Here is a 25,221-nt window from a genome sequence, read left to right on the forward strand (position 1 = left end):
CGGGTCACTTCTCAGTGGAAATCAACAATCAGGGAAAGCTTGCGCGGGGAATCGTCCCGGAACAGCGCCATGCGAACGAGCGCATCGTCCAGTGTGCTTTTCCAAAGGCTGGCAACGTCGGCTTCCGCGCCTGCGGTGTTCATCTTCCCGGTTTGCTCATCTTTGGATGCCACAGTCACATTAGTCGAAATCAGTGCAGCGTCGAGCCTATGCGTGCTGCGGGCCACGTTCGACGGCGTGAAGTTGAGCGGCGCGGCCGAGCAGCCGGTCAGAAAAACTGCACTTGCAACGCTAAAAAGCTTCAAACTGGACTTCATAATCCCCCCAATTGGTAAAGTAACCACGGGTCGGATTGCATAACCATGTTACGATCGCAACTGCCTTCGCCCTAAATAATGGGTGAAAGCTAAACGTTATCCAAAAGGCTCATATGCGTCGCGCGCGATCGATTACGCCAAACGCGTCGTCAGCGGCAAGATACCCGCCTGCTGGCAGATGCGCGCAGCATGTCAGCGCACCCTTGACGACCTCAACCGAACCGACCTGATTTTCAGCGTCGAGCATATCGACCATGCCTGCGCGTTCATGGAAGCGCTGGTCAGAAGTGGCTCGGTTTGTCTGAACAGCCTTTGACGTTTGATAAGTGGATCGTCTGCGGTTTGGTTGTTCAAGCTGCTGCCTGCGGGGCGTCATGGAGGTCGGGCGTAGCCCGGCCGGAGTGACGCCCCGCAAGTCGCGGCCAATTCACGCTGCCACGGCCTGTGGCAGATTGTCAAAGTAGGTTTGATCGGGCGTACGTCCGCCGAGGCTCGAGTGAGGTCTCCGGGCGTTGTAGAAGCCCAGGTATCGGCCGATCGAACTGCGCGCTTCGCTGACGCATGCGTAGGCGTGCAGGTAGACTTCCTCGTACTTCACTGAGCGCCACAGCCGCTCGACCACGACATTGTCGCGCCAGGCGCCGCGGCCGTCCATGCTGATGGCAATCTTTTCTCGCATCAGCACACTGGTGAAGGCCTGGCTCGTGAATTGGCTGCCTTGGTCCGTATTGAAAATCTCCGGTTTGCCATAGCGCGCCAGGGCTTCCTCGAGCGCTTCCACGCAAAAGTCGGCCTCCAGCGTGATCGAGATCCGGTGGCTGAGAACCTTGCGGCTGAACCAGTCGACGATGGCGACGAGATAGACGAACCCCTTGGCCATGGGGATGTAGCTGATGTCTGTCGCCCAAACCTGATTGGGCCTCACGATCGGAAGCTTGCGCAGGAGATAGGGGTAGATCTTGTGTCCTGGTGCCGGCTTGGAAGTGCTGGGACGGCGATAGACCGCCTCGATCGCCATCTTCTTCATCAGGCTCGCGACATGGCAGCGGCCGATCGTGATGCCCTCCTGACGAAGAAAGTCGCGCATCATCCGGCTTCCTGCGAACGGGAACTCCAGATGCAACGCGTCGATGCGACGCATGATTGCGAGGTCTTCGGATGAAACCGGCCGCGGCAGATAATAGACACTGCCCCGGCTGATCCCCAGTTCCTTCGCCTGCCGCTTCACCGGCAAGGTGTGCGTTCGATCGATCATCGCTTTGCGCTCGGCAACAGACCTGCCTTGCCGAGCGCGCCTTCCAAAAAATCATTGGCCAGCGTCAGTTCGCCGATCTTGGCGTGAAGCGTCTTCACGTCGACGGCCGGTTCGTCCGACGCCTTCTCCGAGCCGAACACGCCCGCCGCCCCTTCGAGCAACTGCGTGCGCCACGTCGTGATCTGGTTGGGATGCAGATCATAGTCGTGCGCCAGCTCTGCCAGCGTCTTCTCGCCCTTGATCGCGGCAAGCGCCACCTTCGCCTTAAATGCCGGGCTGTGGTTGCGCCGGGGTCGTCTGCTCATTCTCTGCTCCTGTCTCGCAGCCTTCCTGGCTGCTCCGAGGCAGAAAATCCAATTATCTCAGTGTGCAGATTCTCCAGGCCACCTCTGGTCCATATCAAGGGTCAGTGGGCTGGACAGCCATTCCTATTGGCCGACTATCAGGTCTGGATCGTCGCGAACCTGTTCGGCTTCCTCAACGCTGATGACAGGCTGCGCCGGTTCCGTGAAGCGTTTTGCCTATTGCCAAGGAAGATGGGCAAGTCGGCGTTCGCGTCCGCCATCGGCCTCTACATGTGCTTTGCGGATGGTGAGGCAGGCGCGGAAGTCTATTGTGGTGCGACCAATCTGGCGCAGGCCAATGAGGTGTTTCGACCGGCGCGGCTGATGGCCCAGCAGTCACCCGGCTTCATTGACTCCTTTGGTGTCGAAGTGATGGCCAAATCCATCTTTGTCGAAGCTACCGGCCAGTCATTTACACCAGTGATCGGCAAGACCAAGGATGGTTCCAGCCCTCACTGCGCCATCACGGACGAACTTCATCAGGCCAAAGATGACACGCAGGTGCAGGCATTTAGGACCGGCATGGGTGCGCGGCAGCAGCCGTTGTTGCTCATGATTACCACGGCCGGTTTCAATATCGCTGGCGTTTGCCGCACTGAACAGTTGACGGCTGAAGGCGTCCTGCGTGGCGACGTTGTCGATGATACCGTGTTCGTCGCCATCTACACCATCGATGCCGGTGATGACTGGCGCAACTTCGATAGCTGGATCAAAGCTAACCCCGGCCTGAATATATCGGTCGGGGAGAAATACCTTCGCACTCAGTTAGCCAAGGCAATCCAGTCACCGGCCAATGCCGCCGCGATGCGGACCAAGCATCTGAACGAATGGATCGCATCGGCCGCTGGCTGGCTCAATCAGAACGATTGGGCCAATGCCGCTAACCCATCGCTCGACTATCAAGACTTCGAAGGCCGCCCTGCGTGGATCGGCGTCGATATGTCCACCAAGCAGGATTTGACCGCCATCAGCGTGGTGGTCCAAACCGATGATGGAAAGCGGGCGATCTTCCCGTTCAGCTTTCTGCCACAGGGCGCTATCGACGGTGGTCGCAACGCCACTGCCTATGCAAGTTGGATGTCATCGCAGGAACTGATCGTCACCGATGGCAATGCCAGTGACTTTGCGGAAATCGAAGCCCAGCTTTCGAAATTGGTCGAATATTTCGATACTCAGATGATCGTGTTCGATCCTTGGCAGGGCGAAAACAGCCGTCAGAAATTTGCCGCGCAGGGTTATGAAACTTCAATCTGGCAGGCGAACAACCGTGGCGAATGGACCATCGCCATGGATGATTTCGAAGCAGATTTGAAAAACGGGAAACTGGTTCATCCCGATAATGCGGTGCTGAATTGGTGCGCCGCGAACATCTGCGCAAACCATAGAGGTGTAACGCGCGTTCCAGTCAAACCCGCCCCGAACAGCGAACAGAAAATCGACGCTATGGTCGCGGCGCTTATGGCGTTTGCTGCATCCAATATCATCCCAGCGCCAGTAACAGCGCCGACCATCGAATGGTTCGACTAAATATGGGATGGGATTTTGGACAAAAACTTGGGACTGGCTGACCGACGTCGAAACGAAATCGTCACTGCCAACTGCGCGTTCTGCGGAGGACATTCGCAAAGACATCATTGCTGATCAGCGCATCGACCTGAACGCCGCAGTTAGCGCTGTTTACGGATGTGCGAGGGTCATCGCTGAGGGGCTGGCACTCCCTCCCTGCTATGTGACGCGGGATGGCGAGCATGCAGCCGCTCATCCGCTCTATTATCTGCTCAACGCCTCCCCCAACGATCTTCAGACCGCGTATGAATTCCGGGAAATGCAGGGCTATCATATGGCTCTCGATGGCAATGCCTATAGCTGGCTCAATCGCGCACCGAACGGAAATATCCTCGAAATCTTGCCGCTCGATCCGCACTATGTGCAGGTCGTTCCGACCTCGTCCCGGCTGGGCACACAGGTCAAATACTTCGTCTTTGGGATGGAGATGCCTGCCGACGAGATTTGGCATCAGAAAGGCCCGGCGACCAAAGACTACACCGGCCTTTCAATGCTCGATCAGGCCCGGTCTGCAATCAAACTGGCGCGCCATCAGGAAGAATATGGGGCGAAATTATTCGAAAATGGCGCGCGCCCAGCGGGCCTTCTCACCACGAACGGCACCCTGACACCGGAACAGCGCGCCGACCTCAAGCGGTCATGGGAGCAGCAATATAGCGGCACCGGCAATGCGCATAAAACAGCGCTGCTTACGGGTGATTTCCAGTATCATCCCCTCGGGTCCACCGCCAATGAGGCCCAGTTCATCGAAGCGCGAAAGTTCCAGATTGAGGAAATCTGTCGGTTCTTTCGCGTCAGCCCTACCAAACTGTTCCACAACGCTGGCAGCCAGTCCTACGCCAGCGTCGAGCAGGCCCATATCGCCCACGATGCTGACACTGACGCGCATTGGCACACCCGGTTCGTCCAGTCAGCCAACAAGACGCTGCTGACACAGAAGGAGCGCGCGAAAGGTTATCAGATTGTCCTTGATAATCGGGACTTTTTGCGTGGCACGGCGGTCGAGCGGATGCAGTATTACCAGATCGGGCGGGCCATTGGTGTCCTGTCCGCCAACGAAATCCGCGAGATGGAAGGTTTCGAGCGCAGCGCCGATCCGGCGGCCGATCAGCTTGCGCCAGCGGCCAATCTCTTTGGAGGCAACGACGGCGGCGCAGATCGGCCGCCTGCATAAATACCATCATGGAAATCAAAACGCTTTCGGGCCGGATCGAAATCAAAGCCGTCGATGATGGCGAGATGACCTTCACTGGTCTCGCTGCCCATTACAACAATGTCGACGGTTACCGCGATATCGTGCTGCCGGGTGCTTTTGCCGCCACGATGACCGAGCATGACGCCGCCGCAACGAAGCCCGCGATGCTCTGGAACCATGACGCAAAAGCGCTGCCGATTGGTGTCTGGATCGACTGGGAGGACAGCGAAGAAGGTCTCAAGATGACCGGGCGCTTCCTTGATACGCAGGCGGGGCGTGATGCCTATCAGGCGGTCAAGTCCGGCGCGGTCAATGGTCTGTCGATCGGATACACGACCGTCGATTTCGAGATTGTCCGCGAAGATGGTCGCACCATCCGCCACCTCAAGGCGGTCGACCTTTGGGAGGTCAGTGTCGTGACGTTTCCCGCAAATCCACTAAACCGAATTTCCGAAGTTAAGGAGAATATTTTGCCCGAAAATGACAATGATATTGGCGCGGCTTTTGATGCGCTGATGAAACAGGTCGAGACGCTCAAGTTGCGTCTCGTTTCAACTGCCGATGCGGATGAGGAATCGAAAGTCGACGATGCCGAAGAGGATATCGAGGAGCCGTCCGAGGAAACCGAGAAGGAAGCTAAATATCTTGCGGCAATTGAGGCCGTGAAAACCTTGCGTCTGAAATTGCAACAGGAGAACCATGGATAATCTTACGAATGAACTGAACAAGCTGGACTATGAATTCAAGTCCGCTTTGACGCGCAATGATGAAGTTGCGCAGACCCGCCTGAATGATGCGATGTGCGATCTTGAGGCCAAGATGCGCGACATGTTCAAGACCGGCAATCGCCCGGAAATCGACGCTGAAGCCGTCGAGGGTAAGAGTGCTTTCAACTCGTTCCTGCGATCGGGCGAAACCAAGTCAATGTCGGTGGCTGATAACGCCAATGGTGGCTACGCTGTGCCGAAAGTCGTCGACAATGTCATTTCCAACCGTCTGGTGGAAGTGAGCGATATGCGTTCGCTCGCAACCGTCATTAGCGTCAGTTCGGACAAATATTCGAAGCTGCACAATGTCGGTGGCACTGGCTCCGGCTGGGTTGGCGAAACCGATGCGCGCCCCGAAACCGCAACTCCGAAGTTCGTGGAATTGACCCCGTCGTTCGGCGAACTTTATGCCAATGCCTTCATCACGCAGTACTACCTCCATGACGCGATGTTTGACGCCGAAGCGTTCATCACTTCCGAAGCTGCAACAGAATTTGCTCGCGCGGAAGGCTCGGCCTTCCTTATCGGTGATGGCGTGAAGAAGCCCAAGGGTCTTCTGACCGCACCGACAGCAGCTACCAAAGATTCTGCTCGCGCTTTCGGCACCGTCCAGCATATCGCGTCTGGCGCTGCTGCGGCCCTGACCAACCCGGACAAGCTGATCGAAATGACGCAGTCGCTTAAGGCGGGCTACCGTCCTGATTCTAGCTGGGGCTTCAACCGCTCGACCATTGGCGTGATCCGCTCGTTCAAGGATGCCAACGGCCGCTATATGCTGGAGCCGAGCTATCAGGCCGGTCAGCCGTCTACCCTGCTGGGATATGCGGTCAACGAACTGGAAGACACGCCTGATATCGCCGCTGGAGCAATTGCTGGTTTCTTCGGCGATCTGAAGAAGGCCTATCTCATCGCGGATGTTACCGGGACCACGGTTCTGCGTGACCCCTACACCAACAAGCCTTCGGTCTGCTTCTACTTCACCAAGCGCGTTGGCGGCACCTTCATGGACACCGAAGCCGTGAAGTTCCTCAAGATCGCCGCCTCGTAAGAGGCGGACATTCTCCAAGGATGGGGCAGGGGTCGGACGCGTTCCGGCCCCTGCTTTTTTGTGCGCAGATAAATATTGGATGACCACTGTTGTCCGCACCTCTCCCCCTTCATTTCCGGCTATATCGTCGACCCAGCTTCGCGAATGGCTGCGGCTGGATGCCGATGTCGATCAGGCAACCCTAGACCTGCTGCTTGGCGCGGCCGTCGACCATATCGCTGGGCTGACAGGCCTGTATGTCGTGTCGGCGGAATATGAAGTCAGCTTCACCGCTACCGGCTGCTATTCCGTTCCGATCAGCAATATCGCGCAGACAGACGCTGGTGCGGTCGTCGGCGGCAACCTTGACATCAATGTCGAGGTGGTTCCGCTGGTAGTGTCGATCAGCGCTGGCTGGACTAATGAAGAGGCCATCCCGACCGCCCTGCGTCACGCAATCGCCGTCTACGTTGGTGCTGCCTACGATAGTCGCAACGAAATCAGTGACGCGGCTTTCCAGACGATCAAGCGCCTATGCGCCCCTTTTATCCGGGTGGCCCTGTGAAGATCGACGCGGGCGCGCTGGATCGACGCATCGACATCATGACCCAGACCGTCACGCGGGATGCCGCTGGTCAGCAACGTTCGACATGGACCGTGACCGCCTCAACCTATGGTCAACGGCTGGAACTGCGCACTACGGATGTTGCCCGTAGCGCTGGCAAAGAGACGGTCCCGGCGGGGCGCTATCTCATTCGTTTTCGCACCGGCCTGTCGACCGCCAATCGTGTCCAGATCGATGAGCAGACCTACGCCATCACCGCCATTGATGAGCCTGATCGCCGCACCACGATGGTCCTGACCGTCGAGGGGGTGGGCGCATGACCGTCAGCGTAACCACCACAGGCTTTGCGGCGCTGGAAGCGCGGATGCAGTCGCTGTCCAACGATATCGCCACCAAGATCGGTCAGTCGGCCAATCGTGCGGGCGCGGGCGTGATCCAGAAGAAAATTAAGGAGGGTGCGCCGATCGGTCCTGATGCGGAAGGATCGACACGCAACCGGAAGCGCAAAAACGGCACGGTCGTGCAGGAGGCGCACACCAAGATCGTCAACAACATCAAGGTTCGCAAGGTCAAGGCGGAGGCAGGCAAGGTCGTCAACGCGGTCGTGGTCAGCCGCGATGCATATCACGCCAGCATGGTCGAATTTGGCTCGATCCATAATGCGCCCAATCCATTTTTCCGCACTGGCTTTGCGCTTGCGAGCGAGGATGCGGTGGATCGCGTGCGGGCCATTCTGGATCGTCGCCTGACGAAGGCGGGCGTGTAATGTTGGAAACCGCTCTCGTCACTCGACTGGCTGATCTTGCGCCGCAGCTATATCCGGGCCGCGCCCCAACCAATTATGACACGCCCGCCGTCATCTATAATCGCCTGTCTACCCAGATGGAGGACGACCTCGACGGTGTTGGCGATATGGGCTGGGTCGTCATGCAGATCGATGTTTATGACCCGTCATATTTGGCGGCGAAAGAATTGGCGCATGATATTCGCGATCATCTGGCGATTTGGGATGATGAACAGGTCCACTCTGTCACGTTCATCAATGAAACCGATATGATCGACGAAACAACGGAAGCGACTTTGTATCGCGTCATGATGACGTTCCTGTTCTTCGCCGCCATCTGACCGGCGCTGGTGCCTGCCTGAATAAATACTCCGTAACGCGCAGATTTGCGCACATTATGGAGTTTATTAGATGGCTAATGGCGCAATGCTCGCGCGCAAGACGCGGCTTGAAGTAAAGGATGGAGAGAACTGGATTCAGGTGAAAGGTTTTAAGGACTTTTCGGGCCTTGGGGGCGGTTCGGCCGCTGTGGTCGATGTCTCCGACCTCGACAGCGATGCGAAGGAAAAGCTGATCGGCCTGCCGGATGAGGGGCAGATTTCGCTTACCCTCAACTATATCGAGAGCGATCCGGGGCAGCAGTTTCTGGAAGAGGCGCGTCTGTCCGGTGACCTGATCGATGCTCGCCTTGTGATGCGCAATAACAAGGCCTTTGCCTATAGCGCTGCTGTTCTGACCTTCGAAAAGAGCGGTGGTGTCGATGCTGTCATGGGTGCGACGGTTGGTATGGAAATCAGCGGCCTCGTCGAGAAGATCACGGTTACCCCCTGATGGCCAAGCTGAACAAGGAAGCGATTTTTGCGGCGGCAAAGCCAAAGGTTCGCGAGGTTGAAGTGGAAGAGTGGGGTGTGCGTCTTAATGTAAGGGCGCACACCCTACGGTCGCGGATGGCACTGCTCGACGCGGATACGATCAATGCCGATGCAGTCGAGGAGTATGAGCGCGATCAGGCGCTGCCCGACGATGAGCGAACCGGCGTCGAGAAGGTCGAGCGCTTCGACGCTGCGATCATCAACTTCATCCACTCTATCGTGGACGACAATGGCGATCAGCTTTTCGACCTCAGCGATCATGACCGCTTTCGTGACCTGTCCTACGCCACACTGGTTGCGATCCACATGGCGATCCAGCAGGTCAACGAGGTCAAACCGGTCAGCTTCACCGATCTAAAAAAAAATTCCGACTAAATCCTGAGCGGCGGTTTCTTTTCCGCCTTGCTCTGGCGCTGGGGCGGACGGTCGAGGAACTGTCCGCCTCACTATCCGATGACGAACTGACCGAATGGATGGCTTTCTATGATGTGGAGCCATTCGGTTGCGCGGTTGAGGACGATCGTGCGCGCCATATCGTGTCCATCCTATTCAACGCCTATGATGGCAAAAACGAACCGGATTGGTTTGATCGCGATCCCGACTGGACCGCTGAGTTGCGCCGCCGTGCCGCGCCTACGGCTGATGAACTGGAAGACAAGATTGATGCCTTCTTCTCGGCGAAGCTGACCGGTCAGGATAGCCGGGACGCTGCCTAAATAGTCGATGGCAGACCTCGGCACACTCACCGTCAATATGGCGCTGGAAGCGGCGCAATTCATCAATGGTATGCGGCAGGCGGCCGCGCAATCTCAGGCCACGAACAGGGCGATAGCGTCAGCGATGGATGGCGCAAAGAAGGCGGTCGGCGGCCTGATCGCGGTCATGTCGGTCGACGCCTTCGTCTCCGCTTCCAAAGCCGCCTTCGATTATGCCGATGATATCGTTGACCTTGCCGACCGCACCGGCGCGACAACCAAATCCATTCAGGAACTCCGATACGCCGCCCAGATGACGGGAAGTGACTTCGCGTCTGCGGATGGTGCGCTGGAGAAATTCGCAAAGAACCTCGGCACCGCACAGAGCGGCGGCAAGGCGATGGGGGAGACGTTCCGCGACCTTGGCGTCACCTCCAGCAATTTCGACACCGCGCTGCGCGAAACCATAGACGGCATCAGCAAGCTGCCGACCGTTTCGCAGCGGAATGCAGCGGCGTTGCAGGTCTTTGGCAAAAGCGCCGGAACGCTGACCGCGCTGATGGGCGAAGGCGCGAAGGGCTTCGACGAATTCGCCGACGCGGCCGACGATCTTGGCATCGTGCTCGGTGATGACCTGTTGCGAAATGCCGGTCAGATCAACGATAGGCTCGACACGCTAAAGATGACGTTGGACGCCCGTTTCGCATCCGCAATTATCCAGAACGCCGACGCCATTGGCAATCTGGCCGATCAGGTCATCAAGATCGCGGGCGCAATGGCGCAATTCTGGGGGCAGAATCCAACAGCGGCCATGGCGATCATGGGCGCTCTTGGCGGCGGCATTGCTGGTGGTCTGGCGGGTGGTCTCCCCGGTGCGGGGGCGGGCGCTATTGCAGGCGGCATTGGTGGGGCGCTGATCGGCTATAACAGCAGAGGCGAACGGCAGCGCCTTAGAAGCGAACGCGCCGGTCTGATCGACCAGAATAATGGCAAGAACCCGCTGCTGGCGGCGGTTGGCATTGATGCCGACGCGATCGGGAAGGGATCGCCCCAATCGAAAAAGAATGAAGCGCGGATCAAGGTTATCGATGCGCGGCTTGCTGCGTTGGACAAGGAAGAGGCGGCGGCGGCCAAACTGCTGGCCGGTGGGGGCGATAGCGCGGGCACGCTTCCGCCCATCGCTGGTGGCAAGAAGTCCAGTGGTAAATCGGCCGCCGATCTCGCCAAGGAAGCGCGGCAGGCCCTTTTTGCTTACGACAGCGATATCGATGCAGCCAATGTCAGCCTATTGACGGCCAAGCAGGCGCTAACCAGTGATATCGTTGAGCAGTCTGCGTTGGAGCGCGAGATGCTGGCTATCGAAAGCAACCGTCGCAAGGCGGCAATCGATCAGGATGCGCTCGATGGCAAATACACGCTGGCGCAGGCAGATGCGCTAAAGGCGCTCGAAGATAAGGTGGTTTACGCCAAGTTCGACCTCGTCAATCTGCGCGAAAACGAGGAGGTGGCGCGCCAGCAGTTGGCGATTAGCCAGTCCAGCCTGTCCAATGATATGGACCTGTTGTCATCGCAATCGGGTCTGGCCCGGTCACAGGCCGATCGCCGTGCAATCAGTCTACGCCTGCTCGATCTCCAGTATCAGCAAGAGCGGTTGGCGCTCGACGCGATCCTTGCCAGCAAGACCAGCACCGATGCGGAAAAGCAGATTGCGCAGGCGCGTCTTGGCGTTCTGGATCGCCTCAAGGCCAACGATGCAGCGGGTATCAGGCGTGACACGATGGGGCCGCTGGGCGTCTATCTCGACGGCATTCCGCGCACGGGCGATGAAATCCGCGAGAGCATGGAAAGTGCGGCCGTTGATGGGCTGGGTTCGCTCAACGATGGACTACGAGAGGCGATGAAGGGCGCAGGGTCGCTGGCCGACGCCTTCGATGCGATGGGTGACCGGATCATCGACAAGATCATGGATATCGCGCTTCAGCAGGCAATTTTGGCACCAATCGGCAGCCTGTTCGGATCGCTGCTTGGCTCGATCACCGGATCGATCGCAGGTGGTACCGGTGGTGGCGATATCGTGATGGGTGGCGGCTTTACATCGTTCATGAGCGGCGCGCGCGCCAATGGCGGCCTAACCCGCGCAGGTGCCTATTTGGTTGGCGAGCGTGGGCCGGAAATTGTCAATGTGGGCAATACAGCTAACACGATCCCAAATCATGCTCTTGCAAGCGTGCGTGGTGGCGGGCGATCCGGGCCGACGATCAATTTTGGATCGATCACCAGCAACGATCCAGCGGGGGTGCGGCTGATGGCCAGTCAGGCTATTATGGATGCGATGCCGCTCATAACGCAGCAGGCGACATCAGCAACACTTACGAAATTGCGACGTCCGGGCATGTAATAAGTATTTGAAAATTATGTGATATGCTTAATCGATGTGCTTGAGGCGCTTGAATGCAAGCGCAAGTATAATGAGAACGATCGCATATATTATGAAGTCCAGAGCAGTCTCATGCATCTGACCTATCAACCTCCGTTCTAATGTCAGACGTGGGCGATCCTGACCGGCCAACCGATTGCAAACGCCGGTCAGGATCGGCGCTGCCGATAGCATGAACGCGATGTAGGTCAAGGTTTCAGCTAAATATCGGATGCCAACCTATCCGATTGCGCTGCCGCCAAAGGCACCGGCTACCGAACGACTTACGCCATTGTTTCGACAGGCGGCGATGGCGTCGCCCTATACGCTCAAGCAGCAAACTGTTAATACCGCCAGCCAATGGCAGCTTGAATTCACTTGGCCACGAATGACTGCGGCTGACGCCGAAAAGTGCGCCGCATGGTTGGACAGTCTTAGCGGTCAAGTTGGAACGTTCCGATATTCACCACGGCAAGCATATGCCAGTGCGCTCACTGGACGAACGCTTGCGCAGTCTGCTTTTGCAGATACGTCAGCGGTCAGGCTGGCGGGATGGCCCGCAAATTCCGCTTCCGGGCTGCGGGTTGGGCAGCTTTTCCAGCTTGGCACTCAACTGCTGCGGATTATCACTGCACCCAGTCAAGCTGACGCGAACGGTCGATGCATCGTAGAATTTTCGACGCCATTGCGAGCAAACTTCAATGCCGGTGCCGCCGTTGATTTTACCTCGCCGGAAGGACTTTTCCGCCTCTCGGCAAGCGAGGGCAACGGATACACGCTTACCCCAGATCGTCTTCCAGATTTCGGAACCATCGTCGCCAAGGAGGCGGTGGAATGAGACCCGGCTCCAATCAACAGTTTCTCGATGCGCTGGAAGCAGCCGGTATCCGCACTGCGCTTCTCGCGCGCTTCGATTTCTCGACAGGCCCGGCTTTCCTCTGGACTGGATCGCATCCGATTTTGGTCAAAGGTTCGGGCGACAGTCTGCTCGATAACAATATGTTCGAACCGCTGGCCAACGGCGTCGTCGTTCAAATTGGCGATAACAGCTTTTCCTACACTGGGTCGGAAGCTCTCACGATTAGCTTGGCAATCCCATCTGCGCCATCGGACGAGATCGCTATCGCATCCGCCTACCCGGATGAATGGCGCGCGCGCCCGGCAACATTCTGGCGCGCGATTATGCTTCAGCCAAGCGATCCATTGGCCGAACCTGCTTGGATATTCCGCCGAGTCCGATCGGGGGCAATGGATAAGCTGGAGATTCAAGCCGATGGCACCATGCGCACATTGACGCTAACTATCGAAGGTCATGCCAGCCTGATCAGCACAGCGACCAATTCGACATATCTCGATCAGCCGCGTTTTGATCCGAATGATACCAGTCAGAAGCACGCGGTCGCTATCGCGAACGGTGATGTAACCGTCTATAAACCAACTGGCTGGGCTGCCTTGTTTCCGGCGATGCAGCAGTCGCAGGCGGTCATAGACCAGATACGCTGATGCTAAATATGGGATGGAAGTTTCCACCATCTCTCGCGCGGCCGATTGGGAAGATCGGCTGCGCACCCTCATCGATCGCCTTCGTGATGAACCATTCAAGTGGGGGCAGAATGACTGCGCGCTGTTCGCCTCCAGCGCCATCAAAGCCATGTGCGGCGTTGATCCGGCGGGCGCTCTGCGCGGCGCATATTCCGATGAAAAGGGGGCAATGGAGGCCCTGCGTCAGCACGGTGCGGGAACGCTTCTCAAAACCGTGCGCGCGTGGCTGGGTGATCCAAAACCCGTCGCGCAGGCGCAGCGCGGCGACATCGTCATGCTCGATCGGACCACGGTCGGCGTTTGCGTGGGGCGTTTTAGCTGGTTTGTCGGGGAAATATTTGGCCATCAGGGCCTGACCGCGCTTCCCACCGCAGATTGCAAATACGCCTTTTCTGTCCCGTTTGAGGCTGTGGCCACCGCCGAGGTGGCCGCATGAGCAAGGTCGTAAAAATTGCCACGATGGTCGTGGTCGCGGCTGCCCTCATTGTTTTCGCAGCGCCGATTGCGGGCGCGCTCGGAATTGCGGCAATTACGGCAGGCACGGTTGCTGCCGCAGGTGTCGGTTTGGCGATCAGCGCGGCGATGGCGATTGCCACCACGTTGTTCGTAAAGCCGCCTTCACTTTCCCAATCGATGGCGGAACGGCTCAATAGCAGCATCAATCCAACTGCGCCGCGTAAGATTATTTTTGGTCGCACGGCAGCGGGCAACGATATCCGCTTCTTTGAAGAGCATGACCTGCCTTCGACGAAGAAGGATGGTTACAGCCAGATTGTCGCGCTGGCATCCCACCGCATCCATGCCCTGCGGTCATGGTATGTCGAGGAGCAACTGACGTGGGCCGGTTCAATCACCGGCAAATATCGCGCCGGTGTCCGGTCATTCCGTGCTGTTCTGGAAGGCACCAGCACCAACGGTTCTGCCATTGGTTCTGGGCAATATTGGACCTCGACCGCAACTTTCACGGGCTGTGCCTATGCGGCGATCACGTTCAAACTCGATGGCGATGTATGGGAATCTGGCCTTCCTTCGAAGACCACGTTCGTCGTCGACGGTTGCCCGCTTTATGATCCGCGCCGTGATAGCAGCAATGGCGGCACGGGTGCGCACCGCATCGCCAATCAGGCGACATGGTCCTTCTATGATGGCTCTGTCGAGATAGGGCGCAACCCGGCGCTTGCTCTCGCGACGTATCTGATCGGATATCGGATCAACGGCAAGTTGGTGTGGGGGATGGGCGTCCCATCTGACCGCATCGACTGGGATAACTTTCGCGATTACGCTAATCTTTGCGAAGAACGTGTTGCTCTTCAGGATGGCACGACCGTCCAGCGCTACACCGCTGACGGATCATTCTCGACCGCCGATAGCCACGAAACGATCATTCTTGCGCTGACCGCTGCGATGGGGTCGTGCAAGCTGACTGACGTTGGTGGTCGATACACGATCATTGGCGGTTTTGATGACACGCTCGGTCCGACTGTCGATTTCACCGCTGATCACCTCGTCGCAGCGCCCGGTTCTCCCGCACCATATTCATGGATACCGGTCCCGCCTGCGCGCGAGACTTACAATATTGCGCGTGGCCGGTTCTCCGATCCCAATAACCAGTATCAGCTATCAGACTGGGGCGCGATCGAAACCGATGCGCTGAACGATGGCGTCCCGCGCACCATGACCATTGACCTCGGTCTGGTATCACGGGCCGAAACTTGCCAGCGCATCGCCAAGCAGTTCCTCCTTCGTGAGGCAAAGACGCCCGGCGTCTTCAGCGCGACATTTGGGCCGTTGGCTTTCGCCGCAACCGTGGGGTCGTTGGTCACCTTGTCGCTGCCGCAGGAAGGTTGGAACCGGAAGCTATTCCGCGTTCTCGAGCAGACCGAAAATCATGACCTGCTTTTTCAGATGGTGCTGCGGGAAGAGAGCAGCGAGATTTACGCGTGGGATCGGGAGGAAAAGCCGCTTCCTGCTTCGATCCGGCCGCCGGGTTACGATCCATCTGCCACCATTTCGCCGGAAGGTATGGCGGTCACCAGCCAGACTATAAAGGGCGCGGATGGCTATCCGGTCAGCGAGATCACCGTCACTTGGACGGCGGAGAATTCGGGGCGCGTTCGTGGCGTCCAGATTGAATCCAAGCCGTCTACAACCTCGTCTTGGACCGAGCAGGCGGCGCGGCATGCCGCGAGCGCTGGCACCTTCACTTTTACGTCAAATGTCCCTGCTGCGGTCATCAACGTTCGGCTGCGATATCGCATGGACAGTGGCGTTTACAGCGCTTGGGTCGTCAATGATGTCGATGCATCGTCGGCGTTCATCGAGTGGGACAGCAATGTCATCGTTGGTGAAAACAAGCCCGATGATCGTGCGACTGAAGGCGCGCCGGAGGGCACTTATGTCGGTAGTCAGCCCGCCGAAAACGTGGTCGACGCCATCACGGGAAGCGATGGCCAGATCATTCGAACTCGCGACATATCCGCAGCAGTCGTTGCGGCCGAAGGACTGATCGACGAGCTTGTCGACACATATGGTTCGACCGCATCGGCGGCGGCCAGCGCTGATGCAGCGGCCCAGCATGAGGCCAACGCTGCCAGTGCGGCTTCAAACGCGGCAACAGCAAAGCAGCAGGCGGAAACGGCAAATAGCGCTGCGGCAGCGGCCAAGGCAGCGGCGGAAACGGCACGCAATCAAGCCCAGACGGCAGCGGCAAATGCGGGAACCGCATTGAGCGATAGCAATGCAGCAAAGACCGCCGCGCAGACAGCAAAGGCCGACGCAGAGGCTGCATTTGCAAATTCAACCAGTGCCAAAAATGCGGCGGTGGCGGCGCAAGGCGCGGCGGAAAGCGCTCGAAACAATGCGCAGACCTTTGCTTCCAACGCGAGTAATTCGGCTACGGCTGCCGCAGGGAGCGCGACGACGGCAGCGACGAAGGCGACCGAAGCGGGCAACTCGGCGTCAGCCGCATCCGGTTCGGCCGTCACCGCACAGGCTGGCGCTGAAAATGCAGCCTATCTCGATGTCGCCCACGCATGGGACTTTGCGAACAACGCGGTCAATGGCTTCACAGCTATTGGTGGCTCGCTGACCGGTCAGTCAAATGGGCTGCTATATGCGCAGACTGGTGGCGACCCCCAGTTGATCCGCACCGGCCTTTCTATCGCGGGATCACGCTACACGCGCGTCATAGTGGATTTGACGCGCACAGTGGCCTCCACAAGCAATGCCGCTGATCTAATGATGTTCTGGGCCACCGCAGGCCATAGTTACGCGGCTGGATATAGGTGTTCGCCGTTGGCGGTCGCCAACCCGCCGCTCAATCAGCGCACGCAACTGACGTTCGATCTGACTTCCGCAATCGGTTCGGCTGACTGGCTCGGCAGCACCATTTCGGCGCTTCGCTTCGATCTTGATTCCGCGTCTGGCGGCTCGTTCCTAATCCATTCGATCCGGGTCGTGGGGCCTGATGGTCTTGCTCCGTCAAAATCGGCCACGGCGGCAGCCACAAGCGCGTCGGGGGCGGCAACGTCGGCAGGCGCAGCGGGCACATCGGCCACGGCGGCGCAGACCAGCGCGACCAATGCTTCAACAAAGGCTGGGGAGGCAAGCACTTCTGCGACCAACGCCGCGACCAGTGAGAGTAATGCCAAGGGATCGGAAAATGCTGCCAAAACGTCACAGACGGCGGCGGCAGGATCGGCAACGAGCGCGGGTAATTCCGCTTCGGCGGCAGCGACGTCCGCTTCGACGGCATCGACCAAGGCCACTGAGGCAAATCAGTCCGCATCGACGGCGACTACGCAGGCCACGAGCGCAGCTACCAAGGCAGGCGAGGCCAGCGCTAGCGCCAGTCAGGCGGCCACGAGCGAGAGTAACGCCAACGCATCCAAAAATGCTGCCGCGACATCAGCGAACAATGCGGCAAACAGCGCGAACGCGGCCGGTGGAAGTGCTACCGCTGCTGCGGGAAGCGCCAATAACGCTCAGACCAGCGCTTCCTCTGCTGGCAATAGCGCTAGCGCGGCGGCGGCACAGGCTATCGTTGCGGCCAGCCATGCAACCGGCAATTTGGTCCGGAAAGGAATTTTCAGCGATGGTTCGACCGGAACTTGGTCCGGTAATGTAACCACTATCACGACGACGATTACGCCGCCGGATGGCGCGTCGCGCGTCCTGCGCACGACGAACCGTAACTCAGCAGAAGGTGACCTGATCGCATGGCCCTTCACCACGGCGCGGAAGCTGCGGATCACCGGGTATGTCCTTGCCTATGGCTCGTATCTAGGCAGGATCGGCATAAACGCCGTCAACGCGGCAGGGACCAACTTCTGGTATTTCGTCACCGGATCAAGCGCGGGATCGTCCAGTTGGACTACCGTCGATGGAATCGTTACAGTCCCGGCTGATATCGTTGGTCTTCGTGCATTCATCGTGAGTGACGGCCCAGATAACGCGACCGGCCACGACGTTCGGGCAACCAGCATTGCCATATCGGACATCACGGACGCTGATGCCGCTGCGGCAAGCGCATCGGCTGCGGCGACTTCGGCAAGTGCTGCGGGCACCTCGGCAAGCGCAGCAGGTAACAGCGCCAATAGCGCCACACAGTCGGCCAACACCGCGTCGACCAAGGCGAGTGAAGCCGCTGGTAGCGCATCGTCTGCGGCGACTAGCGCGTCTAATGCCGCGTCCTCATCAACCAATGCTGGGAATAGCGCTACGGCCGCCAATTCGAGCAATGTCGCGGCGACGCTAAGCGCGGCTGCTCAGATGCCGTCGGATTTTCAACAGGACGGCAGATACTGGCGGGACTATCAGGAATTTCGTGTGCGGCGAGGCATAATGGGCAACAAGGAGACCCAATATGTCACGACGGAAAGAACCCTCGATACCGAACGACATTCTCGATCAGTTGCTGGCCGGCACTGACGCGGCGGCGGCGCTCAGCCAGGGCGGCTTGCTCGATTCCCTGAAGAAGGCTTTTGCCGAACGGGCCCTCAACGCGGAGATGGATCATCATCTCGGGCACAATGACCAGGTCGGCAACAACCGCAATGGCTATGGTCGCAAGACGGTGACGACCGACAGCGGGCGGATCGAGATCGAGGTGCCGCGCGATCGAGCCGGCAGTTTCGATCCGCAGCTGATCGCCAAATACCAGCGGCGCTTCCCCGGCTTCGACGACAAGATCATCTCGATGTATGCGCGCGGCATGAGCACCCGGGAGATCACGGGTCATCTGCGCGAACTATATGGCATTGATGCTTCGCCCGATCTGATCAGCACGATCACCGACGCTGTGCTGGAGGAAGTCGCGGCCTGGCAGCAACGCCCGCTGGACCCGGCCTATCCGCTGGTCTTCTTCGATGCGATCCGGGTCAAGATCCGCGATGAGGGCATGGTCCGCAATAAAGCTATCCACATCGCCCTGGGCGTCATGGCCGACGGCACCAAGGTAATCTTGGGGCTATGGCTGGAACAGAATGAAGGCGCCAAATTCTGGCTGCGCGTCATGAATGAACTGCGCAACCGCGGCGTCGAGGACATCATGCTGGCCGTCGTCGATGGCCTCAAGGGCTTTCCCGACGCCATCAATGCGGTCTTCCCCGAAGCGATGGTCCAGACATGCATCGTACACTTGCTGCGAAACTCGATGGATTTCGTCGCGTGGAAGGATCGCAAGGCGCTCGGAATGGCTCTGAAAGCCATCTACCGTGCCGTTGATGCAGTGGCCGCCGAGGAAGCGCTGACAGCCTTCGAAGCAAGCTTCTGGGGGCAGCGCTATCCCGCCATCGGCCAGAGTTGGCGCCGAGCATGGCCCGAGGTCATCCCATTTTTCGCCTTTCCTGATGAGGTCAGGCGGATCGTCTACACCACAAATTCGATAGAAGCCTTGAACTCCAAGCTTCGCCGCGCTGTTCGTGCCCGGGGCCATTTCCCCAGTGATGAGGCCGCCACCAAGCTGCTCTATCTGATCTTGAACCGATCGGAAAAAGAGTGGAAAATGCCACCGCGCGAATGGAACATGGCGAAGGCGCAATTTGCCGTGCTCTTCGGCGAACGTTTCATCAGGGCCATGACGGCCTGATGGTCAACCGCCTCGCCGCACACGAAATTCCTGATAGTCCCGATACTGGCAGCAGGGCTTTGGAGGTTTGCCTTCTGCGCTAGCCTCAATCACTGCGAATTCGACCTTCTCGTTCGTTAGCAACACCGACGTCGGTCGATCGATGCGCGTCACCGCAAGTGGACAGATCGACGTCGGAAACATCGGTATGTTGCCGTTGCAAGCGGATCGCGTTTATCGGATCACCGCCAAAGTCCGTCAGCAGTCGGGTTCTGCTTTTGCCCAGCTTCAGTTGTATCGGATCGGTGTCACGACCACCGGCGGCACGACTGCAAATGGCACAGTCCAGTCGACTTATACCTTCACCGCACTGAACCAGTGGGTTGAACTATCCGGCACGGTTCCGGCCTCCACGACCAACGCGATGATCGCGGCTGGCGCGTCCAGCATTCGTTGCTTGCTACGCCTCTTGGCTGCGTCTTCCACGGTCACTGTCGATTATGCATACATCCGCATCGAGGATATCACCGAAAGCACTAGCGCGGCAGGATCGGCGAATGCCGCAGCCAATAGCGCATCGCAGGCATCCGCGAGCCAGTCTTCGGCGGGATCGTCAGCTTCATCGGCCCAGTCCAGTGCAACAACGGCTGCTACGAAGGCAGGCGAAGCATCCACTTCGGCCTCGCAAGCCTCAACCAGCGCGTCAAATGCCGCTGGCAGTGCCAACACTGCCAGCCAACAAGCAGGTCTGGCAGCACAATCGGCAGCCAATAGCGGCAGCAGCGCAAGTGCTGCGGCCGGTTCAGCTTCCACCGCCAGCACGAAGGCGAGCGAAGCCAGTCAATCAGCCAATGCGGCTCAGAGCGCCTCGGTAACCGCGTCCAGCGTGGCGCAGGCGATAATGCCGAACACTTTTGGCGATCTCAAAAACTGGACTTGGGACTATTCGAACGGAACCTCCGACTGGAGTGGTGACAGCCGCGTTCGGGCTTTCGACCATTCGACCCACGGCAGGGTGATGGAAATCACCAACAATCCAACATTCGTCCCACATATCGCGTCGAAAGGCCGTGTCGCGTTGGTGCGCGATCACAAATACCGAATGAGCGTGAAATGGTGTCTCGTCGGCCAGCAGAATGGCGATGTGGCAGTCAATGCCAGCCTTTTCGCGATTGGTTTGAAGCCGGACAACAACCAGTGGAACAACATTAACTTCTATGCCTCTATCGCACCCGGTAATGTCGGGTGGGGCTGGTCAAATTTCGCCACCCACGTTCTTGATATTGATGCGAACACCCTGATCGATCAGGGCTGCACTTGGGTTCGACCGCTGCTACGACTGGAATCGCAGGGAGTCTATTACGTCCAGTCGATCGACTTCCGCGATGTCACATCTGAGGTCGCGGCGGCAGCGTCGGCGGCGGCGGCGTCAACTAGCTACAGCAACGCGCTCTATGAAGCCACACTGGCCGCGCAACGGGCGTCGTCGGCAAGCGGCTCGGCCAATACCGCCGCTACGCAAGCCAGCAATGCCTCGAATTCTGCGAACGCTGCGGCGGCAAGTGCCTCTAGCGCCTCGACCAGTTCGTCTGCGGCTGGATCGTCCGCAGCATCGGCCAGCTACAGCGCGATCACCGCATCGACCAAAGCCGGTGAAGCATCGTCTAGTGCATCAGCGGCGGCAGGGTCAGCTTCGACAGCGAGCAGTCAGGCGTCAGCGGCATCCACTAGCGCATCATTGGCGGCTACCTATTCCACAGCCGGTGGAAACCTGCTGGTCAATACCGAAATCGTGCCGGACACTAGCGGTTGGGCCAATAATTCGGTCGGAATGGTCGCCACACATGGGCGCTCGCAGCCCAGCGCAGAATGGGTGCTGACCGGTGAACATACGCTCTCGATCGTCCAGCCCAACAATGGCAGCAGCGGTTACGCAGAGTGGACGCAGGTAATCAACGTCAAGCCGAACCAATGGTATGACGTTAGTGGTTTGGCAGCAGCACACCGCGGCACCGTGCAGGTTTATTTTCAATGGGTGGACGGCAACGGTTCCGCTGGTGCCGCGCCGTCGACAGGCCAATTTACGCCGGGCACGGGCGGCAACAAGATTCAGGATTGGACCAACTACGGCTACAAAGCGCAGGCTCCGGCAAATGCAGTTCGCGCCAACCTGATCCTGCGGAAATTCCCGACCCTGTCTGGACAGACCGATAGCTGGGCTTGGTTCTGTCGTCCGCAAGTTCGCGAAACCTACGCTGATGCGCCTACACCCGCACGTTATGCGCCGGGGCGGGCAGGGGCGGTCTTGTCCAACATGTCGGCCAGCATTTCCACCACGCAGAACACGGTCGCGACCGCCAACGCGGCTATCGCCTCCCACGAAACGCGCCTTCAGGCTGCTGAGTCCAACGTCAGTCAAACGATGGGTGCAGTATCTGATCTCCAAGGGCGGACGACCGCCTATTGGCAGGTGCAGGCGGTCGCGGGTGATGGTCGCGCGCAAATGCGCTTGGTTGCCGATGCTAATGGGGGCGGGGGCGTTGACATCGTGGGCGACCTTCGCGTGACTGGAAACGCGCTAATCACTGGCACTGTGAACCCTGAAGCGTTGGCGTTGAGTCGCTTTGTGAAGCGTCTTGGGCCGGTCAGCATTTCGCCGAGCAACTCAACTGGCACGCTCTATTCGTCGCCGTTGGGCGAAACGATGGGTAACGGCAGCTATGTGCTCGAAGGGACGGTGGGCTTCACATATTCCAGTGGCCGGTCGACCACGACATATAATGGCAAGCCGCTCTACACCGACTATGCGAACGACGGCGGCATAAATGTCCTGTTGAAGAAGAACGGCAATATCATCGCAAGCACCGGGTGGTCGGGTAATCTGCTAACCAATTACGGCTCGCTTGCGTATGGATCGGCGATGACTACCGTCTTCGACGCACCCGCAAGCGACACCTATACAGGGAATGTCACTGTCGAAGTCGTGGCGTTCAAGGGAAGCACCGATACCGGTATCGTCAATCAGGGCGACTATTACACGCGCACGATCAGCGGCAGCTATACCAATTTCAGCTTCAGCAATCTGCGGCTGAAATGGACCTTCATCTGAATTGGGCGGGCGCGGAAGCGTGCCCGCCTAAATACATGCATGACAAATTATTCGAACCCAAATCTTACGCAGAGAGAAATCGTCGAAACCAGCCTGCTCGCAATTGAAGCCATGCAGGCCAAGGTGGCCGAAACCGCTGATGCGGCCAACGCTCACACCGCTGATGCACTGGACTATGTGACCGCGCAGATCATCGCCCAGCATGTTTCGATCCTGACCGGCAGCAACATCCAGCTTGAGCAAGAAAGGGCGCGGCTGTTCGGTATCATCGCTGCTTGGGACGCTGACTGACTTGCGCCTCCGATGCAGGTCCGTTTGAATGGCGGGCGAACATCGGAGGATCAGCCATGGATGATTTTCGCCAGCAGGTAGTTGATGCAGCGGTTCGCGAACTGCGCCACCAATTGGGCGATGGCTCGGTCGACCAGCATGGCACGCGTGTGCAGGTGGACGGCAGCTTCAAGATGGCAAGGGTGGCCGAATATATACTGCGCACCGCGCTCGATAGTCGTGATGAGCGGATCATTGAGGAAGTGGCAAAGGGCATTGCGCGTGACGGGAGGGACTGGGAAGAATCCCGGGATCAGGCGATCGATGCCATTACTTCGATGTATGGAATCATGACTGCCTTGATCGACCCGTCGACTTGATAACTAATCCGTTGCATCGGTTCGAAGCAAGTCGGCCTGCCGCTTAAAATAAGCTGCGCGACTCCTGTGTGCATCAATCAGCATCATGTCATCACCGCGTTTCTGGGCTTCATCGGCAGCCGTTTCTTCGTCCACTGCGAGGCGGAGCATACGTGCATATTCCGATTTCCTAGAAGGCATTGCGACCCACCCTTTTCTCATTGGATAGGTGATCCCGGCGTCACCAAAATTCGGGGGGGAATAAGGAGTGCGCGCCGGGATCACCATCAGCGTAGCCGGATTGGTCCGCCGGTCAACCTAACTCAGTTCGTCTTGCCCTACCTTTCGGGCGGATCGGCATAAATACCAGCATGACTACCAAGCCAATCAATTGGGCCAAGGCTGCCCTTCATGCTCTCACCGAGATTGCCGTGCGCGTCTGGCCGCTCGTCAATCGCCGGAACCTTTCCGTCATGTTGGGTATTGCTTCGCTCTTCGGGCTGGTCGCGCCGGACCGTGCAACGGAAATCAGAAATGTCATCCTTGCACCCATGGGTATTGAGCAAAGCGCAGGCGACCTGCTGTGATGTTTAGCCACGGGAAGACGGTTGTCGATCACGTTGCGGGCGCTGGACCGATATTGATGTCGTTCGCGTCTTGGGCTGGTGCGATCACGCCAATTTTGACCGCAATCAGCGCCGTGATGGCGATCACGTGGTTCGGCCTCCGATTCTATCATTATGCGCGGCATGGTCGCGATATTCCGAAATAAACATTTTCGATGTGACAATAACCGCTTAAGCATGTTTGCACATTAGAAGGTATGGGGGCAGTGATGAATGACGTTTGCCTGAATTGTAACGCGACGATTACGCCGGGTTCCACTTTCAAGCTTCCAAATCCCCGCAAGTCACCTGAAACGGTCGCCTATGTAAATTTTATTCACGAAGCCAATTATCCCGATCTCTGCGAAAAGTGCGGTCCCGGCCTGATCCAAGACGCTTACATCATTATCGACCGCAAAATTTCTGAGCAGCTTGAGATGATCCAAGCGCGGATCGTCGATTATCCCATGTTCACGATGTCATGGCTTCCGGCATCGATTGACGTCCGTTTCAAGGGGATGATCACCGCAAATGTGACCGTCGGAACGGGATTTTTCAGCGAATTCAGTCAGGGATTCTCTGATTTCACTGGGGCGGTGAACGTCAAGTCGGGCATGAGCCACAAGGTCAACAAGGGAGAGGCCGCAGCCCGCTCCATCCTTGTTGAAAAGGCAATGGCTTTGGGGGCAAATTGCATCATCGGCGTCGATATCGATTACGGAACGACGGCGAACAACGCTGCGACCATAAACATGCAGGGCACCGCTGCGCTGGTCTCAAACCTTGAAGCCCTTGTGCATATCGACGAACTCGCGAAAGCGCACGAACTTCAGCAAGCTTACGATCGCGTGGCGGAATTGAGGCGTTGGAGCGCTGGTCAAATATTGGCCACTTTTGCTGCCTGATCATCGGCTAGGCGGAACGTCTCGGTAATATGGTCAGTCTCCGTTCTTCCTAGCCAATAATCCCGCTCGCCCTCGATGCGAGCCAGTTCGGCCCGATCGTTCGTCAGGCTTGCCTGATCCTCAAGGCCGCGCAGTGCGAACCAAAGAACTTTGTTGAACGATGACGTAAAGGTGGGCTGGTCCAGATGCTCTGCCTGCCCATCGGTCGTTTGCCACCATGCGGCGGGGAAGGGGCTGCGCGGAAGCGTCAGACCCAGTTCGGCCAGATCGGCAGGGGAAAGGTCGCTGCGATCGTTGAGGTCGTGGTCGGAGGCGTCGACGGTGGACCAGTCGCAGCCTGTGCCAGCAAGCATGTGAAGGGGATCGTGGATGTTCATGATCTACTTATCTGGATCGGTTAAAACCTATCCAATCAGCCTGAGAATCTGATGCTCACCGGGGGCGTATGATACGCTCCACATAATACGCGTAGCATACGCGTGGCATACGCTGTTGCGTGATTGGGCTTAACAACATAAGACAACATGTAACAAGGAATGGCGGAAATCCGCGGTTTTTTGG

General features: G+C 58.1%; 26 protein-coding genes. 23 read left to right on the forward strand and 3 right to left on the reverse strand.

The features are described from left to right. Positions 1 to 11: 11 nt before the first annotated feature. Positions 12 to 317 (reverse strand): YajG family lipoprotein, encoded by a 306-nt coding sequence (locus tag VHN57_RS02420; RefSeq protein ID WP_423282618.1) that lies wholly within the window; start codon positions 315 to 317, stop codon positions 12 to 14. Positions 318 to 399: 82 nt separating this feature from the next. On the opposite strand from VHN57_RS02420, the gene VHN57_RS02425 reads away from it, so the two are divergent. After that, a complete protein-coding gene (locus VHN57_RS02425; protein ID WP_423282620.1) occupies positions 400 to 633 on the forward strand; it encodes a hypothetical protein in 234 nt (77 codons plus the stop codon). Positions 634 to 744: 111 nt separating this feature from the next. Here the strand turns inward: VHN57_RS02425 and VHN57_RS02430 are convergent. Further along, positions 745 to 1,877, reverse strand: a protein-coding gene (locus VHN57_RS02430; protein ID WP_148564904.1) for an IS3 family transposase whose coding sequence is annotated in 2 segments (ribosomal slippage) — positions 745 to 1,616 and positions 1,616 to 1,877 — 1,134 coding nt in all. Because the reading frame shifts where the segments join, the coding sequence is not laid out codon by codon here. A 126-nt stretch (positions 1,878 to 2,003) separates the two neighbouring features. On the opposite strand from VHN57_RS02430, the gene VHN57_RS02435 reads away from it, so the two are divergent. From VHN57_RS02435 to VHN57_RS02540, 22 genes are all read left to right on the forward strand, one after another. Next, positions 2,004 to 3,443 carry a terminase large subunit gene (locus VHN57_RS02435; protein ID WP_423282622.1) on the forward strand — a complete coding sequence of 480 codons (1,440 nt, stop codon included), beginning with the start codon at positions 2,004 to 2,006 and terminating at the stop codon, positions 3,441 to 3,443. Between the two features lie 7 nt (positions 3,444 to 3,450). Continuing rightward, positions 3,451 to 4,656, forward strand: coding sequence for a phage portal protein (locus VHN57_RS02440; protein ID WP_313040280.1), 1,206 nt, complete (start codon positions 3,451 to 3,453; stop codon positions 4,654 to 4,656). Between the two features lie 8 nt (positions 4,657 to 4,664). Further along, positions 4,665 to 5,384 carry an HK97 family phage prohead protease gene (locus tag VHN57_RS02445; RefSeq protein WP_423282624.1) on the forward strand — a complete coding sequence of 240 codons (720 nt, stop codon included), beginning with the start codon at positions 4,665 to 4,667 and terminating at the stop codon, positions 5,382 to 5,384. Continuing rightward, entirely contained in the window at positions 5,377 to 6,492 is a 1,116-nt protein-coding gene (locus VHN57_RS02450; RefSeq protein ID WP_313040275.1) for a phage major capsid protein, read from the forward strand. The genes VHN57_RS02445 and VHN57_RS02450 overlap by 8 nt, the downstream gene beginning before the upstream one ends. Before the next feature lie 79 nt (positions 6,493 to 6,571). After that, the gene (locus VHN57_RS02455) at positions 6,572 to 7,036 is read left to right on the forward strand and encodes a head-tail connector protein (protein WP_313040273.1); all 465 of its coding nucleotides are present in this window, start codon (positions 6,572 to 6,574) and stop codon (positions 7,034 to 7,036) included. Then, the gene (locus tag VHN57_RS02460; protein WP_313040271.1) at positions 7,033 to 7,356 is read left to right on the forward strand and encodes a phage head closure protein; all 324 of its coding nucleotides are present in this window, start codon (positions 7,033 to 7,035) and stop codon (positions 7,354 to 7,356) included. The genes VHN57_RS02455 and VHN57_RS02460 overlap by 4 nt, the downstream gene beginning before the upstream one ends. Next, the gene (locus VHN57_RS02465) at positions 7,353 to 7,802 is read left to right on the forward strand and encodes an HK97-gp10 family putative phage morphogenesis protein (protein WP_423282629.1); all 450 of its coding nucleotides are present in this window, start codon (positions 7,353 to 7,355) and stop codon (positions 7,800 to 7,802) included. The genes VHN57_RS02460 and VHN57_RS02465 overlap by 4 nt, the downstream gene beginning before the upstream one ends. Beyond that, positions 7,802 to 8,161, forward strand: coding sequence for a tail completion protein gp17 (gp17, locus tag VHN57_RS02470; protein ID WP_313040268.1), 360 nt, complete (start codon positions 7,802 to 7,804; stop codon positions 8,159 to 8,161). The genes VHN57_RS02465 and gp17 overlap by 1 nt, the downstream gene beginning before the upstream one ends. 70 nt (positions 8,162 to 8,231) lie before the next feature. Beyond that, positions 8,232 to 8,651 (forward strand): phage tail tube protein, encoded by a 420-nt coding sequence (locus VHN57_RS02475; protein WP_313040266.1) that lies wholly within the window; start codon positions 8,232 to 8,234, stop codon positions 8,649 to 8,651. Then, on the forward strand, positions 8,651 to 9,067 hold the full coding sequence (locus VHN57_RS02480) for a hypothetical protein (RefSeq protein ID WP_137405417.1): 417 nt from the start codon (positions 8,651 to 8,653) through the stop codon (positions 9,065 to 9,067). Before VHN57_RS02475 ends, VHN57_RS02480 begins: the two co-directional genes overlap by 1 nt. Positions 9,068 to 9,153: 86 nt before the next feature. Continuing rightward, positions 9,154 to 9,408, forward strand: coding sequence for a phage tail assembly protein T (locus tag VHN57_RS02485; RefSeq protein WP_423285964.1), 255 nt, complete (start codon positions 9,154 to 9,156; stop codon positions 9,406 to 9,408). Positions 9,409 to 9,415: 7 nt separating this feature from the next. Further along, the gene (locus tag VHN57_RS02490; protein WP_423282632.1) at positions 9,416 to 11,785 is read left to right on the forward strand and encodes a phage tail tape measure family protein; all 2,370 of its coding nucleotides are present in this window, start codon (positions 9,416 to 9,418) and stop codon (positions 11,783 to 11,785) included. A 328-nt stretch (positions 11,786 to 12,113) separates the two neighbouring features. Continuing rightward, positions 12,114 to 12,641, forward strand: a complete 528-nt coding sequence (locus VHN57_RS02495; RefSeq protein WP_313040261.1) for a hypothetical protein — start codon at positions 12,114 to 12,116, stop codon at positions 12,639 to 12,641. After that, positions 12,638 to 13,306, forward strand: a complete 669-nt coding sequence (locus VHN57_RS02500) for a hypothetical protein (protein ID WP_048938322.1) — start codon at positions 12,638 to 12,640, stop codon at positions 13,304 to 13,306. The genes VHN57_RS02495 and VHN57_RS02500 overlap by 4 nt, the downstream gene beginning before the upstream one ends. Before the next feature lie 13 nt (positions 13,307 to 13,319). Next, positions 13,320 to 13,781, forward strand: coding sequence for a DUF6950 family protein (locus VHN57_RS02505; protein ID WP_423282635.1), 462 nt, complete (start codon positions 13,320 to 13,322; stop codon positions 13,779 to 13,781). Then, the gene (locus VHN57_RS02510) at positions 13,778 to 18,274 is read left to right on the forward strand and encodes a hypothetical protein (protein WP_423282638.1); all 4,497 of its coding nucleotides are present in this window, start codon (positions 13,778 to 13,780) and stop codon (positions 18,272 to 18,274) included. Before VHN57_RS02505 ends, VHN57_RS02510 begins: the two co-directional genes overlap by 4 nt. Then, positions 18,210 to 19,433 carry an IS256 family transposase gene (locus VHN57_RS02515; RefSeq protein ID WP_423282641.1) on the forward strand — a complete coding sequence of 408 codons (1,224 nt, stop codon included), beginning with the start codon at positions 18,210 to 18,212 and terminating at the stop codon, positions 19,431 to 19,433. The genes VHN57_RS02510 and VHN57_RS02515 overlap by 65 nt, the downstream gene beginning before the upstream one ends. A 142-nt stretch (positions 19,434 to 19,575) precedes the next feature. After that, entirely contained in the window at positions 19,576 to 22,521 is a 2,946-nt protein-coding gene (locus VHN57_RS02520) for a hypothetical protein (protein WP_423282644.1), read from the forward strand. Positions 22,522 to 22,560: 39 nt separating this feature from the next. After that, the gene (locus tag VHN57_RS02525; RefSeq protein ID WP_107917569.1) at positions 22,561 to 22,812 is read left to right on the forward strand and encodes a hypothetical protein; all 252 of its coding nucleotides are present in this window, start codon (positions 22,561 to 22,563) and stop codon (positions 22,810 to 22,812) included. 56 nt (positions 22,813 to 22,868) lie between these two features. After that, positions 22,869 to 23,171: a hypothetical protein gene (locus VHN57_RS02530; RefSeq protein WP_137405423.1), complete on the forward strand. Its 303-nt coding sequence runs from the start codon at positions 22,869 to 22,871 to the stop codon at positions 23,169 to 23,171. A gap of 350 nt (positions 23,172 to 23,521) precedes the next feature. Further along, positions 23,522 to 23,737 (forward strand): hypothetical protein, encoded by a 216-nt coding sequence (locus tag VHN57_RS02535; protein WP_048938327.1) that lies wholly within the window; start codon positions 23,522 to 23,524, stop codon positions 23,735 to 23,737. Between the two features lie 248 nt (positions 23,738 to 23,985). After that, a complete protein-coding gene (locus VHN57_RS02540; protein WP_169861597.1) occupies positions 23,986 to 24,660 on the forward strand; it encodes a heavy metal-binding domain-containing protein in 675 nt (224 codons plus the stop codon). On the opposite strand, the gene VHN57_RS02545 is transcribed toward VHN57_RS02540, so the two are convergent. Beyond that, complete coding sequence (locus VHN57_RS02545; protein WP_313040247.1) at positions 24,633 to 25,037, reverse strand: hypothetical protein; 405 nt, start codon at positions 25,035 to 25,037, stop codon at positions 24,633 to 24,635. The two genes, VHN57_RS02540 and VHN57_RS02545, sit on opposite strands and share 28 nt — an antisense overlap. Positions 25,038 to 25,221: the final 184 nt, after the last annotated feature.

Origin of the sequence: Sphingobium salicis subsp. salicis, from assembly GCF_049472635.1 — a bacterium.
GTDB lineage: Bacteria > Pseudomonadota > Alphaproteobacteria > Sphingomonadales > Sphingomonadaceae > Sphingobium > Sphingobium yanoikuyae_A.

Bases quoted from the DNA above. Each gene is read 5' to 3' on its own strand.
- VHN57_RS02440 (WP_313040280.1), top strand. From the start codon at position 3,451: ATGGGATTTTGGACAAAAACTTGGGACTGGCTGACCGACGTCGAAACG.
- VHN57_RS02500 (WP_048938322.1), top strand. From the start codon at position 12,638: ATGAGACCCGGCTCCAATCAACAGTTTCTCGATGCGCTGGAAGCAGCC.
- VHN57_RS02480 (WP_137405417.1), top strand. From the start codon at position 8,651: ATGGCCAAGCTGAACAAGGAAGCGATTTTTGCGGCGGCAAAGCCAAAG.
- VHN57_RS02510 (WP_423282638.1), top strand. From the start codon at position 13,778: ATGAGCAAGGTCGTAAAAATTGCCACGATGGTCGTGGTCGCGGCTGCC.
- VHN57_RS02455 (WP_313040273.1), top strand. From the start codon at position 6,572: ATGACCACTGTTGTCCGCACCTCTCCCCCTTCATTTCCGGCTATATCG.
- VHN57_RS02535 (WP_048938327.1), top strand. From the start codon at position 23,522: ATGACTACCAAGCCAATCAATTGGGCCAAGGCTGCCCTTCATGCTCTC.
- VHN57_RS02540 (WP_169861597.1), top strand. From the start codon at position 23,986: ATGAATGACGTTTGCCTGAATTGTAACGCGACGATTACGCCGGGTTCC.
- VHN57_RS02465 (WP_423282629.1), top strand. From the start codon at position 7,353: ATGACCGTCAGCGTAACCACCACAGGCTTTGCGGCGCTGGAAGCGCGG.
- VHN57_RS02545 (WP_313040247.1), bottom strand. From the start codon at position 25,037: ATGAACATCCACGATCCCCTTCACATGCTTGCTGGCACAGGCTGCGAC.
- VHN57_RS02520 (WP_423282644.1), top strand. From the start codon at position 19,576: ATGCGCGTCACCGCAAGTGGACAGATCGACGTCGGAAACATCGGTATG.
- VHN57_RS02515 (WP_423282641.1), top strand. From the start codon at position 18,210: ATGTCACGACGGAAAGAACCCTCGATACCGAACGACATTCTCGATCAG.
- VHN57_RS02505 (WP_423282635.1), top strand. From the start codon at position 13,320: ATGGAAGTTTCCACCATCTCTCGCGCGGCCGATTGGGAAGATCGGCTG.
- VHN57_RS02530 (WP_137405423.1), top strand. From the start codon at position 22,869: ATGGATGATTTTCGCCAGCAGGTAGTTGATGCAGCGGTTCGCGAACTG.
- VHN57_RS02490 (WP_423282632.1), top strand. From the start codon at position 9,416: ATGGCAGACCTCGGCACACTCACCGTCAATATGGCGCTGGAAGCGGCG.
- VHN57_RS02450 (WP_313040275.1), top strand. From the start codon at position 5,377: ATGGATAATCTTACGAATGAACTGAACAAGCTGGACTATGAATTCAAG.
- VHN57_RS02420 (WP_423282618.1), bottom strand. From the start codon at position 317: ATGAAGTCCAGTTTGAAGCTTTTTAGCGTTGCAAGTGCAGTTTTTCTG.
- VHN57_RS02495 (WP_313040261.1), top strand. From the start codon at position 12,114: ATGGCGTCGCCCTATACGCTCAAGCAGCAAACTGTTAATACCGCCAGC.
- gp17 (WP_313040268.1), top strand. From the start codon at position 7,802: ATGTTGGAAACCGCTCTCGTCACTCGACTGGCTGATCTTGCGCCGCAG.
- VHN57_RS02525 (WP_107917569.1), top strand. From the start codon at position 22,561: ATGACAAATTATTCGAACCCAAATCTTACGCAGAGAGAAATCGTCGAA.
- VHN57_RS02445 (WP_423282624.1), top strand. From the start codon at position 4,665: ATGGAAATCAAAACGCTTTCGGGCCGGATCGAAATCAAAGCCGTCGAT.
- VHN57_RS02475 (WP_313040266.1), top strand. From the start codon at position 8,232: ATGGCTAATGGCGCAATGCTCGCGCGCAAGACGCGGCTTGAAGTAAAG.